The organism is Wolbachia endosymbiont (group A) of Therophilus tumidulus, assembly GCF_964277345.1.
Lineage (GTDB): Bacteria > Pseudomonadota > Alphaproteobacteria > Rickettsiales > Anaplasmataceae > Wolbachia > Wolbachia pipientis.
In genome coordinates, this window is sequence record NZ_OZ195515.1 from 1,008,999 (window position 1) to 1,026,573 (window position 17,575).

The following is a 17,575-nucleotide window of genomic DNA, read 5'->3' on the forward strand; positions in this document are numbered from 1 at the left end:
TCCTCTTTTCCATTTTAAATAGCAATAGATCAGTAGTAGGATGAAGAGAGAAAGCAATATGCTTACAATTAAAAAAGGCAGCATTACTTTCTCAGTTAAGCTATTTACTCATTCCTTGGCAGCTGCTGCTTAGCTTTACTTCATCTATATAAGTACTTGGACCTTGAATTATCTCTATTTCAGATTCACATTCTGAACTATTATCATCTTGTAATTCTGAAACAGTTTTGCCTGATTCACCTTCATTACTGGATTGAATATAGTTCGATATATACATATTTCCTGCTTCTTCCCATTTTTGTATTACAGCATTCACACCAGGAAGACAAAGAATTGTATTCATCTTCGTAAGTAATTCTTGATTCACTAGCTTATCTTCATTTCTTTCCTTATCAACTCTTTCAATTAACTCATTTTTTTCTTTAACTATTATCTCAATTAACTCCTTTAGGCCTTGCTTCTCTTTATGCATTTGCCTAACTAATTCCTCCCTTTCTTTTTCCATTTTATTAATTAATTCTTGATATTTCTCTTCTGTTTTTTTATTACTCTCGTCCATCCTTTTTATTAATTCTTTTAAACCTTCTTTTTCTTCCCAAGACTTTTCTATTAATTCTTTTCTGTCTTGAACGACTGCTTCAATTAATTCTTTAAGCTCGGCTTTTTCTTTGTTTGTTTTGTTGATTAAATCTTCTTTTTCTTCCTCCATTTTGTGCAATAACTCCTGATATCTTTCCTCTGTTTCTTTTCCTTCTTGATCCATCTTTTCTACTAATACCGCTAACCCTTCTTTATCTTCTTCGGATCTTTTGATTAACTCCTCTTTCTCTTGTGCTGCTACTTTGAGTAAAGAAGAATACTTTTCTTCAATTGCTTTTAACTGCTTTTCATGATTCTCTGATATTTGCCTACTTTGAGCTTCTAGTTTTGATATGATTGTACTCTGTCTATATATAGTATAAACCCCACCAACTAGTGCACCTCCAGCTGCTATTGGTAATAACATGATAACCTCCCTAAATAATATTGAGCTAATATATCATAATGAATTCATAGTACAACTACTTTTGTAACGCTAACCATGGATTAGAAAGAGAATAGAGAGATGGAGAGAAAAAGGGTAAACACCAGTATTTTAGTGATAATAGAAGGTTACCCAATGCATAAAAAGAATTACTTTGTTTTATAGATGATTGTTGTAGAAAATAGGTGAAAATTTTGCAAACAAGCCACTACCTAACAATAAGAAACCTACAAGAGTGCATTAAATCACATATTCTGAGATGATAACAGTAATTCTAATATATCAACAATTCATACACGAAAACAGGAGTGTTCAAAGAACCATACGAGTCAAATCAAGGAAATATTGCCTAATACAAGGAACATTTAAAGGGACATCTTGCTTATCACGTTTACTTTTCAAAGAAGCTTTGATTTAAAATAGAATGATTTTTTTAGAAAGGTCTATAAACTATTAGTTTTATTGCTTAATATCTAAAACAGCTTCCTATCATTTCCCCTTCCCCTTATACTATACTTTTTCTTAGCTTGGATCGAATGGTTTTTTGAACATCTCCCTCAAATAAGTTGTTAACTTAATACTGATATATAGTAGCAAGCCCCCAAGCTAGAGGCCTGCTATTACTTACTAGTTATTTTACATCAATTTTTTTGATGTGTTTCTCCGATTTAGTTATGATTACGTGCAATACTCCATCTGAAAAATTAGCAGATACTTTATCTTGCTCTATATTTACTGGAAGCTGAATAGACCTATAGAAAGAGCCATAGTATCTTTCTCGATGATAAAACTGCTTATCTTTTGACTCGTTATCACACGTCTTTTCACCCTTCACTATTAAGTTATCGCCAGACATGCTGATATCTATGTTTTCTTTGGAAATACCTGGTAGCTCTAGCGAGAGACAATAGCTTTCTTTTGTTTCATAAAAGTCACAAGCTGGTAATAGACTGTTGCTTCTTCTGGAAAGCTCTGGATTCCATCCTGTAAAGAAGCTATCAAATATGTCATCAACGGCTCTTTGTAACCCTCTTACACTAAAGTTATCACGGTTATTGTTTTTATTTGAATGAACTATATTACTCATGTTGTACCTCATTTTACTAACACATGCATTACGTAATCATTCTACTTGTTAGTTTCAATACCCTATACCTGAATTTTGGATTAGTGATAAAAAAGCTAGAGGAAGAATGGACTATGGCTTTGTCTAATTGGACTTTGAATACTTGACATCTTCTTTCCAGATAGATTGAAAACGAAGTTGTATAAAAAATGCTGCTTTGAATGGTTATTTTTGAAATATTTGAGCCTGATTTTTAAATTCCCCTTTCATTTACTAACTGGTTGCAATAAGCTTCTTTCATAAAGCTAGATGGAACATATGATTTTTCTATTGTACAATCTGACTGTTTCATAGTTTTAGCTAACTCTTCAGAAACGTCACTGTTTATTTCAAAATAACCATCTTCTATGCCTATAGAAACATTTTTTCCTCCTAAAAGACAGCTCCCCCCTAAACTTGATTTATCCTCCAACTTACTAAAACGTGCTATGCTTTCTTCGTTGGCGAGCTTTACTTCTATTTTATTATTATCTCTATCACTAGGAGATAAATAAACACTGACCTTCCCAAAGTAAGTAGTAAAAGACATTTCAATTCTACCCTCCGAAATGTCGGTGTAATTCCTAACTCCTTCTTTATTTTCAACTCTAACTATACTTTCTCCAACTTGAAGCATACCAATTTCCAGACCTAAATTTTTAGCTTTTTTATTGTTGAATATTCTTGCAACTTCGACAACACTATCTTTTGGATATTTTATACAAAAGTGTCCATTGTCCATCTCTAACTCAAAATCATGATCATCAGTTTTTACTCTTACGTCTACGATACTTTTGTACACCAAGTCCTTAAGTTCTAAAAGTATTTTTTCTCGTTGATCTAGAGTGTATCTATCTGAGCAAATTATGTTCACGAAATCGCCATGTTCTTCATCGCTAAATCTATTTAAAGACGCACCTCTTGATACTATTTGCAATATCTTTTTCTCATCTAAAAATCCATAAATTCGGGTAGTATCGTAAGAAAAATATAGCTTTTGCAATGTATCAATTATGCGATCCACTAAAGATATATTAGCTTTATACGGAAGAGTGAACATTACTCTTTGTTTCAGCGCCTCGCTTACAATTTTATCAAGTCTTTTATTGCACTCTTCATAATCCTCTTCATTACCATAGTTACCCAAAGCATCCAATTCATCATGAATATTATCTATTTTTTGCCAAATACTTTCATATTTTTCTCTTTCTCTTTCTCTTAATTTTACTTTTGCTAAGGAAAAAGAATCTTTTTTACGTATTATGTTTGCATTGTAGACTAGTTGACCGTAAGTACTACTAACAATTTCATCATAATCAAAGCAATAGCTAACATTATAGTCACTTTCACTAGTTGATTCCTGATCATTGCTACTTTCATCGTCATCTTCATTCCATACTCCAATATCGTAATCAGTGTTTTCAAGGTTTTTGTCTTCACTTGTTCGATAATCTTGATTGTTTTCTACTTTTTCGTACAGCCAGGTTGATTTTTGATCATCGCTACTTTCATCGTCATCTTCATTCCATACTCCAATGTCGTAGTTAGTATTTTTAGGTTTTTTATCTTCACCTGTTTGATAATCTTCTGCTTCTCTATATAGCCATATTGATTCCTGGTCATCATTATCATTGATACGCCTCATTTCCACTTTTGTTGTAGACTGAGGTCTTACTATTTCTTTTCTTACGTTTTCTTTGTTTAATTCATCTTCAAGAGACACTTCATTACTAATATAGAAGTTTTTCTGTTTTAAACTCTCATTTTCATTCTGCAATGAACTAAATTCTGCAAACAGTTCTTCACGCTCTGATAAATAAACATAGAGCTGGCCTATTACATCATTAAGTTCCTTATCTTTTTCTAATATCTGGTTTTCATAATTACTCTTCAAATCCTCTATACTGTCTACCAGCGCTACACTTTCTTTTCTTAGTCTACTTGAGTTAGATTCAACCAAATTTAACCTTTGCTGTAACTCTTCATTTTTTTTGTCTATCATCTGTATTTCATTCTTCACATCTTCTAATTTGCTGTCCAAGTTCCTTATTATATCATTTTTATTCTTCACGTCCAATAATACTCTTTCTATTTCTTGTTTTAGCTGTTCAATTTCTTGGCCATTTTTAGTTAATTCTCTTGTTTTTCTTTGTAATTGAGCTTCAAGCTCTTTAATTTTCTTTTCTAGGATCTGATTTTTCTTGCTGAGCTCACTCACTTCTTGATCATACTCTTCCGCTATACCTTTATAGCATTCCAAGAGCTTTTCATTTTTCTTGAGATCAAAGTTTTCTTGTTGCAGCCTTTCTATTTCACCATCTGAATTATCTATTACTTGGTTACCCTCACTACCAATCTCAAATATCTCTTCAGAAGTAATCGTAAAATCTTTAAATACGCAAGGCAAAGTAGTGTCTTCAAGATTATTACTATCAAATGAGTTATATTGTACTACCTGCCTTGAACTAGGCATACTTATACCTTTCTATTAACAAAGGCACACAATGCATTATATTTACTATATACGCAACTGATTTAAACATAATTTATTTACTAATTCATATTGTGAATTTTTATAAAATAGGTTTATATGCAAAATATTATAATAACATTAAAGCACGTAGCTAATACCATTATTAGTACAGTATAAAGGGCCTTTTTGCCTATAATTGAAGAGTTTAAGCAAATTCATAATATACCTCATTTATCTTCTAATAACGAAAATTTGTATCGAAACAGATAAGACCATAAGTATGAAATTCAAAGAGGAATGAATCAGTTAAATCAAGAATAGATGTTGTGTTATAGTAGTGATTATGCTAATTATTGGGTCGTTTGGTTAAAAGGTAATTGTGAAAAGGGGTAAGAATTTGACTGAAGATAAAAAATTAGCATCTGATATTCTAAAAGAGGTTGCAGGTACTGGTACTGCTGATAGTGATAAAGTGACATTGTTTGACATTAAAACAGCTTTACAAGAACGTGGTTTTGGTATTTTAATAATCATCTTCTCCTTGCCGCTATCGGTGCCTATACCGGTTCCACCTGGTTATACAACTATTCTTTCTATACCTTTAATCTTGTTTTCATTACAACTTCTGCTTGGGTTTCATTCTCCCTGGATGCCACGTTGGTTGGAAAGGAAATCCTTTAAACGTTCAACATTAGCCCTTGTGGTTAAAAAAACTTTACCTGCATTAAAAAAAATAGAAAAGTTCATGAAACCAAGAATGTCTTTTATCTTCTGCGGGCCAGGTGAAAAGATTTTGGCATTTATAATGCTGGTTTGCGCATTGGTGATAGCCAATCCGTTTCCATTGACTCACTTCATTCCAGCAATCGGTACAACTCTTATTTCACTTGGTATTATGAATAAGGACGGGCTTGTTTCGATACTTGGAGTGTTGGTATCCTTGTGTGGAATATTATTTGCTCTTATTGTAATAGTAAAAGGTCCACAGCTTATAATTAGTGCGTTTTCTTTTCTCAAGAGTTTTGCATACAGTTAATCTTGAGCTATGAGCAAATTAGATATTCTATAGAAATGCCATGGCAACCAGTGCGGGAGTAAGTTCTTTTGTTTACTGTTTGTGTCTCAAAAGCATAAAAAAGTACGTACGGTTGTGAGAACAATTTAAACAAAAGCGGCGTTGTAAAAGTAAAAGCTTGGAATTTTTACAACAAAGTTAGGCAGATTAGTTCATATGTAGATTTAGCGAAAGTTAGCCAATATAGGTGGTTTTAGCGCATAGTAAAGTTACCATATTAAAAAGTTAGAACGTATCACATGGTAGACCAACGCATCCCAAAACAAAAAGCTCTCACCGTCCTTGGTTTTAAGCATTAGAAATGGGTATGTTATTTAAGTTTTTATTAATATATATAAAAAAGTTAATACCAATTCACTCGAAAGCAATAGGAAATTTATGATAGTTTTATGCCCTAAACAGAGTACAATCCTTTTTGCAAAAAACATTCCTAACTTTTCCACTGCTTTTTATGGATAAGTTCATATTTTACCATCCCGCTAAACGGATGCTAAATTTTAGTCTAATTTTTCTTCTTCATAAATTTTTTTTTAGAGCTTCTAAATCTCCTGTTGTAAGAGCCTGTCTTGAAAAGAAATGAGAAAGAGAATATGATGAGATAAGTAAAAAATAGTAGGTAAAAATGTATCCAAGTGATATAAGTGACAAAGAATGGGAAATTTTGGAGCCAAGTGTTGCACAAGGTGCAGTAGGACGGCCAAGAAAGCACAATATTAGAACAATTATTAATGCAATAAGATATATAATGAAAGGTGGTTGCCAGTGGAGAATGCTGCCAAAAGATTTTCCGCCATGGAAAACGGTGTATGATTATTTTCTCAGGTGGCGTAATAGTGGCAAATTGGAAGAAATACACGATATGTTAGTAAAAAAGGTAAGAAAAATGGTTGGCAAAAATGAAATACCTTCGGTAGGAATAATTGATAGTCAATCAGTGAAAACCACTCAAAAAGGGGATCCAGAGGATATGATGCTGGCAAGAAAATAAAGGGTAGAAAACGTCACATCATTGTGGATACAATAGGCCTAATTATTACAGCTGATGTTCATAGTGCAGGCATTCAAGATCGTGATGGTGCTCTAAATCTTTTTACTCAAGCTAAACGAAAAGCTCCAACGCTACAAAGGTTTCTCGCTGATCAGGGATATATTGGTAAATTGCAAAATTACTGTTTATTGAAAACAGGATGTTTATTGACGATTACTAAAAAAGCAGCTGATGCTGTAGGATTTCAAGTTATTCCTAAACGGTGGATTGTTGAAAGAACTTTTGCTTGGCTTTCCAATTTTAGACGTATGAGCAAGGATTATGAGCATTCTCCTCTTACTTCAAAAACTAATATCTCCTTTAATATGATTACTATTATGCTTGCTAAATTAGCTGCTTAGTTCCTTTCAAGACAGGTTCTTAGATTTATTAAATGCATTATCCAAGTCACAACATTGCCATAAGATGCATTGCGAATAAATAATATCAACTTATGAAAACTTTTAGTAGCTTTTTATGTATTACAGAAATAACTTTACCCCAACTAACATCACCACACTCTGGAACCATACATCTGCGATAATAGTTGTTTGATTTTACATTGGGCTAGTCTTAACCATAAAAACTGTATTATTCTCTTCCTTTATCTTTTTAAATCCAGCTTTTTCGTATGTACGAATTGCATGAATATTTGCTGCATCAGGATCAACAAATGCGTTCTCAAAAATTTTAAAGACAAATTCATTTAAAAATACATCCAAAACTTGTGGGCCAATTTGCTTACCTACATAATCTAGCTCCCCGATATACAAATCTATGGCAGCGCAACTTTCTGGAAGTAATAAAGTACTATAGCCTCGCTCTGGTGGAAAATCACTTTTATTATAGCACTGAATGTAACCAATGTCAATTCCATCGTAGTTAATAATAAATGCATACATTGGTTTTTCAATAATTTGTGATTTGAGTTCCAAACGCTTGAATCTTTTGACGTAGGTGCTATATTTCTTTTGGATTAACTTTAATGTCCAATTGATATTTGGATCCCACCATTTTTTTATATGAGGCGTTTCTAGCCATTTTAGTAGCAAGGAAAAATGTTTTTTTTGTAGTGGTGAAAATGCGATAACTTTATTCATAATTATACCAAATCTCAATGACAATATGATAAATTAAAAAGAGCGTTTTTTACCTATAAATGAAGGTTAAGGGAACTTATGATGTGTTCCATTTGCCTTTCCAATAACGAAAGTTGGCATTACCGGTTCGAGACTTCATAATTGCTTCCATTTAACTTCTTCATAAACCATAGCACCAAATCATCATCAAGACAAACTTCAAGACCAGGCTTAATATGCTGACCTTTGTATGCAATGCCCAACCCATCTGGAATTATCCTTTTTTTACGTATAGCTTTTGAGCAGCTCCATAATCAGCATAAAGACCAACTCTTAATCCAACAATATTACTTTTTTTAGCTGCTGCTTTTTCTGCAATTTTAAGCAATTCTGATCCAATTCCTCTGCATCTCATGTTTGGCAATACGTTAAAATCTATAATTTCTGGAATGTTTTTATCCTGAAAAGGTCTGTATTGAGAACACCATTTTAATGTTATGTATCCAGCAAATTCATTTTTATAAAAAGCAATCTTATTCTTTTTAAAATTAGCAACTACTTCCTGGATATCTGATGCTGCAAGTAACCTTATTTTAATCGTAGATTCATTTTGTGAAAATCAACTACTAAGGATTCTTGCAACTATTTTAGTTGGAAAAATTCGCAAGATATAAAAAAACAACCGCCAAAAAACAGGAAAACTTATAGTTTCTTCCCCCTTAAATACCTTTTTTAAAATATATTCTGCAGCTTTTTGTGGCTCCCATACAAATGGAACGAGTCTGCTAGATTTGAACATATTTGTTTTTACTGGCCCTGGCAACACGGTAATAAACTTTGTAGCACTGTTGGCATGTTGAAGACTTAGTGACTCAAAGCAACTTCTTAATGCTGCTTTACTCGCACAATATGCAGAAGCTTGTGGCGTTGCTTGTACAGCAAGAAGAGAGGATATAGCTACAAAAGTTGCTGAGGAATTGCTATTAAGCCACTCTTCAATCCAATTAACAGCACCAAAATAGTTAACTTCAAACGTTTCCCTATGCACATCAGTATGAAAACTATCCTCTATTTTACCACATCCAGCATTGAGGAAGAAAAGATTTGGTATAATATTCTTTTTTCTTAAAAAGTTAGACGAATCACTAATATCTTTGCTCTTGCTTACATCACACGTTACAGGTAGAAAGTTGATGCCAAGGTTCTCTTTTAATTTCTTCAACTTTTCAGTGCGTCTGGCAACACCAACTACAAGCCACCCATCTTTAATGAGTAAGCGTGCTAAATTTTCTCCAATTCCAGATGACGCACCTGTAATGAGACAGATTTTTTGATCCATACCTTAAATCTTATACAATGCGTTAACTATAACAGATACTGCATATTCATAATAACGTTTTTTGTGATCATATAACTTAATTTTATAATTTTCCTAATTGTTTTATACACAACTCTCTAATTTTGAAAATTTGCTCAGAATCATATGATATATATGGATTCTTAATAAGCCAATTGTCAATAAACTGTTTATGCTTTATTACTTTGTAATCTCCAAGATGTTCAGGTCCAATTCTCTCTTCGTCTATTAACTCTAATGGCGGACTATAATCTGGAAAAGTTATATCAATAACTTTATTTTTATAGCGAAGGTAGCAATGCATTTCAGGAATCTGTGATAAGTTATATTCGTTCAGAATTGCAGAAATTTTAGGAGTATTTACCTTATTCATCATAAAAACAGCCATTTGTAATGTCATACCAATTCCATACTCACTGCTTAACTTATATATAAGTGCATGTTTTGTACTGCATGTTCCGCGCTTTTCATTAAATATTGATAAATAATCTACACGATCTCTATTGCGTCTATAAGGAAGCCTATGGACATAATTCAATGCTTGATGAAATGTGATAATATTAAGAGCTAAAAAATGACTTGATATTGGTTTTTTCTTATCTAAGTATATTTGCTTCACAACATCTTCCTCAAAAAAACACACGTTGATCCATCAACATACCCTGGACGTATAAGATCACACTCATATCCAAGTTTTTTATATAATCCTCTTGCCATCTGAAAATTCATGGTTGCAACAGTTGCTATTTTACAGTGCATCTCACGACCATAATCATGAACTTTTTCCAGTAGCTGACGTGCTAAACCTTTTCTTCTACAATCAGGATGCACCCAAAGTAAATCATTGTAAATTGATCCGTAAATAACAGAACCACTACAACCTGCAACAATTTGTTTAATATCATCACGAATGAAGAAAGCAAATTGGGAAGATATACCTTTATCGATGGTTTCTTTGTTAATCTTTTGAGACAAAAATTCAATGTCTTTACTACTTGGTGATGTAGTGTGTTCTATTTTCATACTTCCCATCTATTATTTTTTTGATCAGGCAAAAACCCACCAACTTGTGCATCCCATAGAGTTTTATACATTCCATTTTTATCAAGAAGCTCTTGATGAGTGCCATCTTCTACAATCTTACCTTGGTCAAACACTAAAATGCGATCCATATGCAGAAGTGTAGATAGGCGGTGGGCTATTACTATTGTAGTTTTATCTTGCATCAACTCCCATAAAGATTCTTGAATATTACTTTCAGTTACAGAATCAAGTTGTGATGTTGCTTCATCGAGAATTAATATGGGAGCATTTTTTAAAATAGCCCTTGCAATTGCAATGCGTTGCCTCTGCCCTCCTGAAAGCTTTATACCTCTTTCTCCAACGAGTGAATCATAACCTTGAGGCAATTTTGAAATAAATTCATGAGCATGTGCTTTTTTTGCTGCTTCAATTACTTCATCATCGCTAGCATCTGTTTTTCCATAGCGAATATTCTCCATCAGAGTCCTATGAAAAAGCGATGGATCTTGTGGAATCATGCCAATATTTTTGTGTAGAGAATCCTGGGTTACATTACGAATATCTTGCCCGTCAATTGAAATGGTACCATCGGTTACATCATAAATCCTAAGAATCAGGTTCACGAAAGTAGATTTTCCTCCACCTGAATAGCCAACTAACCCTACTTTTTGCCCGGCTTTAATTTTGATAGATTTATTCTGGAAAAGAGGTTCTGTACCATTGTAATGGAATTTGACGTTATTGAAGGTAATTTGGCCACGATCACATTTGAGGACAGAGGCGTTGGACTTATCTAGAATTTCTAGCGGTATCATCAACGAACTCAAGCTTTGCTTACACCGACCAGCTGCTTTATTGAATTCATCAACTTCTGACATGGTAAACCACATCATATGGCCTGTTTCCATGGATAAACCTAAGATTAAAGCAAAATCACCTATGGTTACTAAATTTTTGCCGTAGAGATAAACTAGAAAATAAGCAGAAAAAGCCATCATGATGGCGATAAGCAATCCTTGAATCGAATACATAATAAGGGAATAAAGATAGGTTGCCGTGTAGGCTTTTTGCTGTTTACCAAAGAATGGTACCATTCTTAAATTTTCGTAAGCCTTTCTAGGCTCTGTGGAAAAAAATAATGGAGGGAAGAAAAAAAAGTGGTAGTTTAACCAAATGAACATAAAAGTGGAGAAACTACCGAATGGAATATTATATAAAAGAAGGAAATTGGAAACAAATTTTAAAGTTTATAGGAAGCGAAAAAGGAATGCATAGTAAAGACGAAGAACGTCTAAGAATATTCATAGAAGCAGTGTGGTATATGGGAAGAAGTGGCTGTCAGTGGAGACTTTTACCAAAAATTTACGGTAATTACAGGAGTATACATAAGCGGTTTAAAAGATGGTGTGAAAAAGGTATTTGGGAAAAATTGCTTGAATATAGAAAACAAGAACCAGATTTAGAAGCTGTAATAATTGACGGTACGATCGTTAGAGCCCATCCATGCTCAGCTGGATATACAAAAGACTCCAAGGATCAAGAGGCTTTAGGACGCAGTAAAGGTGGTTTCACAACTAAAATACACGCGCTTGTTGATGCACTGGGAAATCCACTTAAATTTACTCTGACTCCTGGTCAAAGAAATGAAATTACTCAGGCACCAGTGTTAACCGAAAATATCTATAACTCTACTTTAGTGGCTGATAAAGGCTACGATAGTAATGCTTTTGTTACAAGTCTTGAAAGCAAGGGATGTATAGTAGTTATTCCACCAAGACGGAATCGAAAAGTACAAAGGTATTACGATGAGCATATCTACAAAGAACGTCATTTGATTGAATGCTTCTTTGGAAAAATCAAGAACTTTAGGCGCATTTTTTCTCGATTTGACAAGACTGCTGAGGTTTTTATGGGTTTTCTCAATTTTGTTGGAGCTCTTGTATGGCTTCTCTAAAATTTTGTCCACAGAGCCTAGTAAATTCTTGCTTTTCAGAAAATGATTTACAGACTAATTCTCTATCATTCCCCTTCCTTTCTTTTCCTGTGAACATTTTATACTCTTGAAACACAAATGCTCGTTTTTTCCCTTCAGTATCGCTATCAGGTAGTTTGTTTCTTACCAATTCCATCTCTTCTTCACTGAATCTTGAGTCAGGACTGTTTATTCTATAAGAAATAGTATAGCACCTTACAATTTGTTGACCTTCTGAGTCTCTTTTATTAGTTAAAACAGCAAACTTCAAATTTCTTTCTTCAACGCAGTCTTGATTATTGTAACGACCTAAATAAATTACTTCAACGTTCCCAAATATATCAACAAAATGCGAAGATTCGCCAAGGTAACCTTCAATATCTTTTTTAAGATCATTAAGAGGCTCATCACTTCCTCTGTAATTTTGTTTTCTCAATACTGGCTCAAAGTGACCAGTGCCTTGATTGACTAAACGTATATTATCACTAGCATCGTAACAATAAGGATCCAAACCACGATCATGAACTCCTTCACTATCTACTAAAACATAATTATATTTGTCTGCACCTTTCTGCATTTCTGCAACATACAATTTTACACTATAATGTCCACAAAGTATCCTACCTTCAATGTCAGAATCACCCCATACTTTACTCTCACAAATCTCTCTTACATATTGATCTATATCTTCAAAATTTCCTCTATCAGGATCATTATGCTCTACAAGTTTTCCTTTAATAGCATTGCAAAACCAATTGTAACTTTCATCTGATGGATTACCTAATGCTTTTGATGCAAAATCTTTACACACTCCACGCAATGCTTTGACAGTTACATCTATACTCTTTGTTTCTTCTAGTCCTTGCCTGAATGAATCAAAGAAACAATCCCCTCCAGCAGCTGCTTTTCCTGCACGAAAGCCTGAAGGCAAACTTGACTCATTTCCTTGCATAAACACCCTCACAAATAAACATACAAAACTTACTTCAACCAATACAACAGCGAAACTACTATCATACAGTCAACACCACGATTAATTAATTGCTTCTAATACTGTAAGCCACTTACTTATCAACTATGCTTTTATTGTCAAAAATTATTTGACTAAAATAAGGATAAAAATTTTATTTAGGTTTATATCTTCTATGAAAGTGTAATTGTATATAAGTTCTCTAATTGCATAAAAGTCAATAATAATTTTTTATATCATGAAAAATATTTTTTGATGTAAAATTCAGCTCTAATACAACCTTTTATTTACTATCGTATTATCTTATTCAATCAAAAGGTATCCGTTCAAGCAATGGCGTTAAGTTAAGGAAAGATTGTCTAGTATAGCAAAATTTAAAGTAGGTGTTTTATTTGTTACATTTATTTTTTAGAGCATTTTTATCTAGAGTAATCGTATAAACCACTAACCTTATTAATTACTATCTAAAGTGGTTTTTTCCATCCCCTTTTTTTCTTTATGCCACTTTCCCTTAACTTGATGTATATGCTTTTTTGAACATTTTCGTATTAATCCTTTAATTTTCGGATCTCATCTAAAGAGAGGCCAGTGATTTCAGCGATAACATCAATAGAGACACCGGCCTTGAGTGAGTTTTTTGCAACTTCGATTTTTTCTTCTTGTCTACCTTTTTCTTGACCTAACCTAAGACCCTCATCAAATTTTTGAGCTAAAGCAGCTACCTCATCCATTATACGTTTTTTCATTTGTTCATATGCTAGTAACTCTTCTTCTGACCAATTAAACTTATTCATTTCTTCATAAGCTCGTTTTATTATTACGTCACTACCAACTATCTTATCTAGATCCTCTTCCCTTGTTTCTGCTGCATATCGGAAAAAATAACACCATTTTTCTACTATATTTTCTAGTTGGTCTTCTTTTGTCTTTATAAATTTAGGTAGTTCTATGAATACGAAGTAAAAATCCTTTAAGTCATGTTCAAAGCTATTTTGATCTAAAATGACATGATTAGATTTGTACTCAGTCTTATCTGGAAAAATAATACAATCAGCAACAGCTATGAAGATAATTTCCTTGAGATTATGATAATTATCACCTTGATCAGCTTGACTTGAGTAGGCTTTAGCAGCATAATATTGAGCACGTTTTTCGAAGCCTTTGGTCTTAGTGAACTGCATTTCTATAATATATCTGGAACCTTGAGAGTCTTTACAAAGAACATCGACAATACTTTGCTTTTTAGCGGCAACTTCAGGGTCTAAAATGGTAGCTAAGAATTCAACATCGTGAATAGCCGCTAAGCCAGTAAAGCCTAAAATATCGTTCAAGAAATGAATGAGGATATCTTTATTCTTTTCAGTGCCAAATATTCTTTTAAAAGCATAATCATTGCGTGCATCAAGAAATTTCGAAAGAGCCATGAGAAAAAAAACTAAAAAGCATTAATAATTATACACAATTATGAAGAAATATTCAACTAAAATTCAAACATGTTAGTCAGAAAATGATTTACTCAGAAGGACTAGCATTTTAGGCTTTATAGGGTTTCTATACATCTTTATTACAATTATTTCTGTTTTGAAATTAGTGAAGATGCCTAATAGAGATTGATTTTTATTAACATTAAAGCTATATCTTCATCAGACTGAGAGTTGGAAATATGGCAATAATTCTTTTAGATACAAAAACTATAAACCGTATAGCAGCGGGAGAAGTAATAGAGAGGCCAGCAAGTGTAGTAAAGGAATTAGTAGAAAATGCAATAGATGCTGGAAGTACAGAAATAGAGATCAAAATAGAAAGTGGTGGGCGTAACCTTATAACTGTGACAGATAATAGACTTCTTTCGAAACTAGGATAAAGCAGTAAAAATAGTAATTTTGAGGTAAGGAGAAATGAAGTATGAAATAGTGAAAGAGCTCGATAAAGGGGAGTTTCGTCGACTAACAGGAGTAAAGAGATCAACATTTAACAAAATGGTAGGGATTTTATGTGAAGAAAATAAAAAAAAGAAAGCCAAAGGAGGAAGGAAAAATAAGCTAAACGAGGAGAATATGCTGCTCATGGTATTAGAATACTTACGAGAATACCGTACATATTTTCACATAAGTCAAAGTTATGGAGTAAGTGAAAGTACGGCATATAAAACTGTAAAATGGGTAGAGGATACTCTAATACAACACCAAGATTTCGCATTGCCAGGACGAAAAGAACTCCTAAAAAGCGACGTGAAATATGAGATTTTGGTGATTGATGCAACGGAAACACCTGTAGAGAGACCAAAAAAAAGCAGAAAAGATTTTATTCAGGAAAGAAGAAAAAACATACGCTAAAAACACAAATAATTGCAGAAAAGAAGAGCAAGAAAATTATTTGTACGTCATTTTCAAACGGGAGAAAGCATGACTTTCGGCTTTTCAAGGAGTCAAAAGTGCATGTATCAGAAGGTATAAAAGTTTTAGCCGATGCTGGCTATAGAGGTTTTCAGAAAATTCACAAAAATGTCGAGTTGCCACACAGAAGGATGAAAAAGAGTCCCTTAATTAAGGAAAAAAAGGTAGAAAATCGGGAGCTAGCAAGCAAAAGAGTAGTAGTTGAGAATGTAATTGGTCTGTTAAAAAGATTCAAAATTATTGCAGACAGATACCGCAATCGGAGAAAACGTTTTGGCTTGAGATTCAATTTAATAGCAGGAATTCACAATTTTGAGCTGTCTATATGAGTTTCGAAAGAGGTCTAATGGAAATGGAATAGAAAAGGACGACTTAGAACTAGCATTTATGAGGCATGCCACTTCAAAATTAAGCGATAGTGAGTTAATAGAAATCAAGCACCTTGGGTTTAGGGGAGAAGCTTTACCTTCAATTGCAGCAGTAAGCAGAATGAAATTATCGTCTAAGGCAAGTGGAGCAGATGAAGCATGGTCTATAAGTTATGAAGGAGGAGAAAAAATAGGGGAAATTACACCTTGTTCTTTGCTACAGGGTACATATATTGAAATTCGTGACTTATTTTTTGCGACACCAAATAGACTAAAATTTCTAAAAACCGAAAGAGCAGAAACACAAGCTATAGTTGATATTGTAAATAACTTAGCAATGATTAACTATAGTATTGGGTTTACTCTCACTTCCGGCAATAAAAAGTTCTTAAAATATGTTAAGCAAACTTCATTATTTAACAGATTATGTGAAACAGAAGAAGAATTTCAGAGCAATTCGTTGGAAGTTAAAGAGGAAGAAGAAGGCATCAAACTTAAGGGACACATCTGTAAACCTAATGTCAATCGTGGCAACTCAACTCAGATTTATACGTTTGTTAATGGAAGGCCAATAAAAGACAATCTACTTGTTGGTGCAATTAGATATGCGTATCACGATTTTATTCCAAACAATAGGTATCCTTTTGCAGTGTTGCATTTAGAAGTACCATATGACCAAGTAGATGTAAATGTGCATCCAAATAAATCGGAAGTAAGATTTCAAAATAAGAGGTTAATATATGAAATAGTGAGAAGAGGGCTAATAAAAGCGTTGTCAATGAGAATAGGTATCTCTTCAGTAAGTGATATTGATGGATCTAGGTGTCAGGGTATTGGAGAAGAACTGGGTGGTTCGTCTTTTGATGTTAGTGAAAGTCAAAGGAATAATGAGCGTGTTAATAATGGAAAAAGCAGAGAAGTAAAGGGGCGAAAAGAATTTTACGAAAGAAGGCCAAGTCCTTTTGATAATCAGCTAATGAAAGAATTCAATGCACCAGATGAAAGAAGGCAAAGCTTACCAGAAACGTTTAAATATGGAGAATCTCCACCCCAAAAGGGAACGATGGTTCTAGAAAAGAAGCAAATTAATTTGATAGAGGATCACCCTCTAGGATATGCACGCTGTCAGGTCTACAATACTTACATTATTGCTGAGGCTGGAGATAGGCTGATTATAGTAGATCAACATGCAGCCTATGAGAGGTTGATATACGAGTGCTTAAAGCAAAAATCAAGCATAAAAAGACAAAAACTTCTTCCTGAAACAGTTGAAATTAAAAACCAAGCTGGAGTGGGGATGGTTAAAACTTATAAAGATGAGCTTTTTGGAATGGGTTTTGATATTGAAATACAATCAGAAGATAAAGTAACGATAAAAGAAATACCTGCAATCTTGGGAACAATAGATATAAAAGAGATGCTAGTTGATATAGTAGATAAGTTAATGGAAATGGAAGATACGTTGCCAATAGAGGATAAGGTGAATAAAATATCAGCCACAATCGCTTGCCATGGAGCAGGAAGAAAAATGAAATTGGAAGAGATGAATGAGATACTAAGACAAATTGAGAAAACTCCATATTCTGGTCATGAAAGACCAACTTATATAGAAATGAAACTAAGTGATATAGAAAAATTGTTTGAAAGGAGATGAGTTCAGTTTGTCAAAAAGGTTCCCAATTAAGTATACGTAACAGCTCTTCTGG

The 17,575-nt window shown here is 33.4% G+C and carries 15 protein-coding genes and 2 pseudogenes; 6 read left to right on the forward strand and 11 right to left on the reverse strand.

Annotated elements, in window-relative coordinates; all coding sequences use genetic code 11:
- Nucleotides 1-100: 100 nt before the first annotated feature.
- The 3 genes from ACICQD_RS05345 to ACICQD_RS05355 form a co-directional block, all read right to left on the reverse strand.
- Nucleotides 101-1,006: a hypothetical protein gene (locus tag ACICQD_RS05345; protein WP_395461708.1), complete on the reverse strand. Its 906-nt coding sequence runs from the start codon at nt 1,004-1,006 to the stop codon at nt 101-103.
- Between the two features lie 649 nt (nt 1,007-1,655).
- Nucleotides 1,656-2,111 (reverse strand): Hsp20/alpha crystallin family protein, encoded by a 456-nt coding sequence (locus tag ACICQD_RS05350; protein WP_395461709.1) that lies wholly within the window; start codon nt 2,109-2,111, stop codon nt 1,656-1,658.
- 232 nt (nt 2,112-2,343) lie between these two features.
- On the reverse strand, nt 2,344-4,602 hold the full coding sequence (locus ACICQD_RS05355; protein ID WP_395461710.1) for a hypothetical protein: 2,259 nt from the start codon (nt 4,600-4,602) through the stop codon (nt 2,344-2,346).
- Nucleotides 4,603-4,981: 379 nt separating this feature from the next.
- Between ACICQD_RS05355 and ACICQD_RS05360 the strand changes: the two genes are divergently transcribed.
- Entirely contained in the window at nt 4,982-5,638 is a 657-nt protein-coding gene (locus tag ACICQD_RS05360) for an exopolysaccharide biosynthesis protein (protein WP_395461711.1), read from the forward strand.
- A gap of 661 nt (nt 5,639-6,299) precedes the next feature.
- Nucleotides 6,300-7,066, forward strand: a protein-coding gene (locus ACICQD_RS05365; RefSeq protein ID WP_395461441.1) for an IS5 family transposase whose coding sequence is annotated in 2 segments (ribosomal slippage) — nt 6,300-6,627 and nt 6,627-7,066 — 768 coding nt in all. Because the reading frame shifts where the segments join, the coding sequence is not laid out codon by codon here.
- 195 nt (nt 7,067-7,261) lie between these two features.
- Here the strand turns inward: ACICQD_RS05365 and ACICQD_RS05370 are convergent.
- The 6 genes from ACICQD_RS05370 to ACICQD_RS05395 all read right to left on the reverse strand — a co-directional run bounded on the left by ACICQD_RS05370 (nt 7,262) and on the right by ACICQD_RS05395 (nt 11,344).
- Nucleotides 7,262-7,804 (reverse strand): GNAT family N-acetyltransferase, encoded by a 543-nt coding sequence (locus ACICQD_RS05370; RefSeq protein WP_395461712.1) that lies wholly within the window; start codon nt 7,802-7,804, stop codon nt 7,262-7,264.
- 253 nt (nt 7,805-8,057) lie between these two features.
- Entirely contained in the window at nt 8,058-8,381 is a 324-nt protein-coding gene (locus tag ACICQD_RS05375) for a GNAT family N-acetyltransferase (RefSeq protein WP_395461829.1), read from the reverse strand.
- Between the two features lie 21 nt (nt 8,382-8,402).
- A complete protein-coding gene (locus ACICQD_RS05380) occupies nt 8,403-9,122 on the reverse strand; it encodes an SDR family NAD(P)-dependent oxidoreductase (protein WP_395461713.1) in 720 nt (239 codons plus the stop codon).
- An 82-nt stretch (nt 9,123-9,204) separates the two neighbouring features.
- Nucleotides 9,205-9,759: a hypothetical protein gene (locus ACICQD_RS05385; RefSeq protein ID WP_395461714.1), complete on the reverse strand. Its 555-nt coding sequence runs from the start codon at nt 9,757-9,759 to the stop codon at nt 9,205-9,207.
- The gene (locus ACICQD_RS05390; protein WP_395461715.1) at nt 9,756-10,172 is read right to left on the reverse strand and encodes a GNAT family N-acetyltransferase; all 417 of its coding nucleotides are present in this window, start codon (nt 10,170-10,172) and stop codon (nt 9,756-9,758) included. Before ACICQD_RS05390 ends, ACICQD_RS05385 begins: the two co-directional genes overlap by 4 nt.
- A complete protein-coding gene (locus ACICQD_RS05395) occupies nt 10,160-11,344 on the reverse strand; it encodes an ABC transporter ATP-binding protein (protein ID WP_395461716.1) in 1,185 nt (394 codons plus the stop codon). Before ACICQD_RS05395 ends, ACICQD_RS05390 begins: the two co-directional genes overlap by 13 nt.
- A gap of 20 nt (nt 11,345-11,364) precedes the next feature.
- On the opposite strand from ACICQD_RS05395, the gene ACICQD_RS05400 reads away from it, so the two are divergent.
- Entirely contained in the window at nt 11,365-12,117 is a 753-nt protein-coding gene (locus ACICQD_RS05400; protein ID WP_395461717.1) for an IS5 family transposase, read from the forward strand.
- Here ACICQD_RS05400 and ACICQD_RS05405 read toward each other — a convergent pair.
- On the reverse strand, nt 12,083-13,087 hold the full coding sequence (locus tag ACICQD_RS05405) for a hypothetical protein (RefSeq protein WP_395461718.1): 1,005 nt from the start codon (nt 13,085-13,087) through the stop codon (nt 12,083-12,085). The two genes, ACICQD_RS05400 and ACICQD_RS05405, sit on opposite strands and share 35 nt — an antisense overlap.
- Nucleotides 13,088-13,653: 566 nt before the next feature.
- Complete coding sequence (locus ACICQD_RS05410) at nt 13,654-14,529, reverse strand: Rpn family recombination-promoting nuclease/putative transposase (protein WP_395461719.1); 876 nt, start codon at nt 14,527-14,529, stop codon at nt 13,654-13,656.
- Between the two features lie 239 nt (nt 14,530-14,768).
- Here ACICQD_RS05410 and ACICQD_RS05415 point away from each other — a divergent pair.
- The 3 genes and pseudogenes from ACICQD_RS05415 to mutL all read left to right on the forward strand — a co-directional run.
- Nucleotides 14,769-14,945: pseudogene (locus tag ACICQD_RS05415) on the forward strand (DNA mismatch repair protein); the annotation flags it as partial.
- Between the two features lie 58 nt (nt 14,946-15,003).
- A protein-coding gene (locus tag ACICQD_RS05420; protein ID WP_395461446.1) for an IS5 family transposase occupies nt 15,004-15,830 on the forward strand; the annotation gives its coding sequence in 2 pieces (ribosomal slippage) (nt 15,004-15,391 and nt 15,391-15,830; 828 coding nt in all).
- Nucleotides 15,831-15,846: 16 nt separating this feature from the next.
- Nucleotides 15,847-17,523 (forward strand): annotated as a pseudogene (mutL, locus tag ACICQD_RS05425) (DNA mismatch repair endonuclease MutL); the annotation flags it as partial.
- Between the last annotated feature and the right edge of the window lie 52 nt (nt 17,524-17,575).

Excerpts from the sequence above, each read along its gene's own strand:
- ACICQD_RS05390 (WP_395461715.1), bottom strand. The coding sequence starts at position 10,172 with ATGGGAAGTATGAAAATAGAACACACTACATCACCAAGTAGTAAAGAC.
- ACICQD_RS05345 (WP_395461708.1), bottom strand. The coding sequence starts at position 1,006 with ATGTTATTACCAATAGCAGCTGGAGGTGCACTAGTTGGTGGGGTTTAT.
- ACICQD_RS05355 (WP_395461710.1), bottom strand. The coding sequence starts at position 4,602 with ATGCCTAGTTCAAGGCAGGTAGTACAATATAACTCATTTGATAGTAAT.
- ACICQD_RS05395 (WP_395461716.1), bottom strand. The coding sequence starts at position 11,344 with ATGTTCATTTGGTTAAACTACCACTTTTTTTTCTTCCCTCCATTATTT.
- ACICQD_RS05410 (WP_395461719.1), bottom strand. The coding sequence starts at position 14,529 with ATGGCTCTTTCGAAATTTCTTGATGCACGCAATGATTATGCTTTTAAA.
- ACICQD_RS05400 (WP_395461717.1), top strand. The coding sequence starts at position 11,365 with ATGGAATATTATATAAAAGAAGGAAATTGGAAACAAATTTTAAAGTTT.
- ACICQD_RS05405 (WP_395461718.1), bottom strand. The coding sequence starts at position 13,087 with ATGCAAGGAAATGAGTCAAGTTTGCCTTCAGGCTTTCGTGCAGGAAAA.
- ACICQD_RS05380 (WP_395461713.1), bottom strand. The coding sequence starts at position 9,122 with ATGGATCAAAAAATCTGTCTCATTACAGGTGCGTCATCTGGAATTGGA.
- ACICQD_RS05370 (WP_395461712.1), bottom strand. The coding sequence starts at position 7,804 with ATGAATAAAGTTATCGCATTTTCACCACTACAAAAAAAACATTTTTCC.
- ACICQD_RS05350 (WP_395461709.1), bottom strand. The coding sequence starts at position 2,111 with ATGAGTAATATAGTTCATTCAAATAAAAACAATAACCGTGATAACTTT.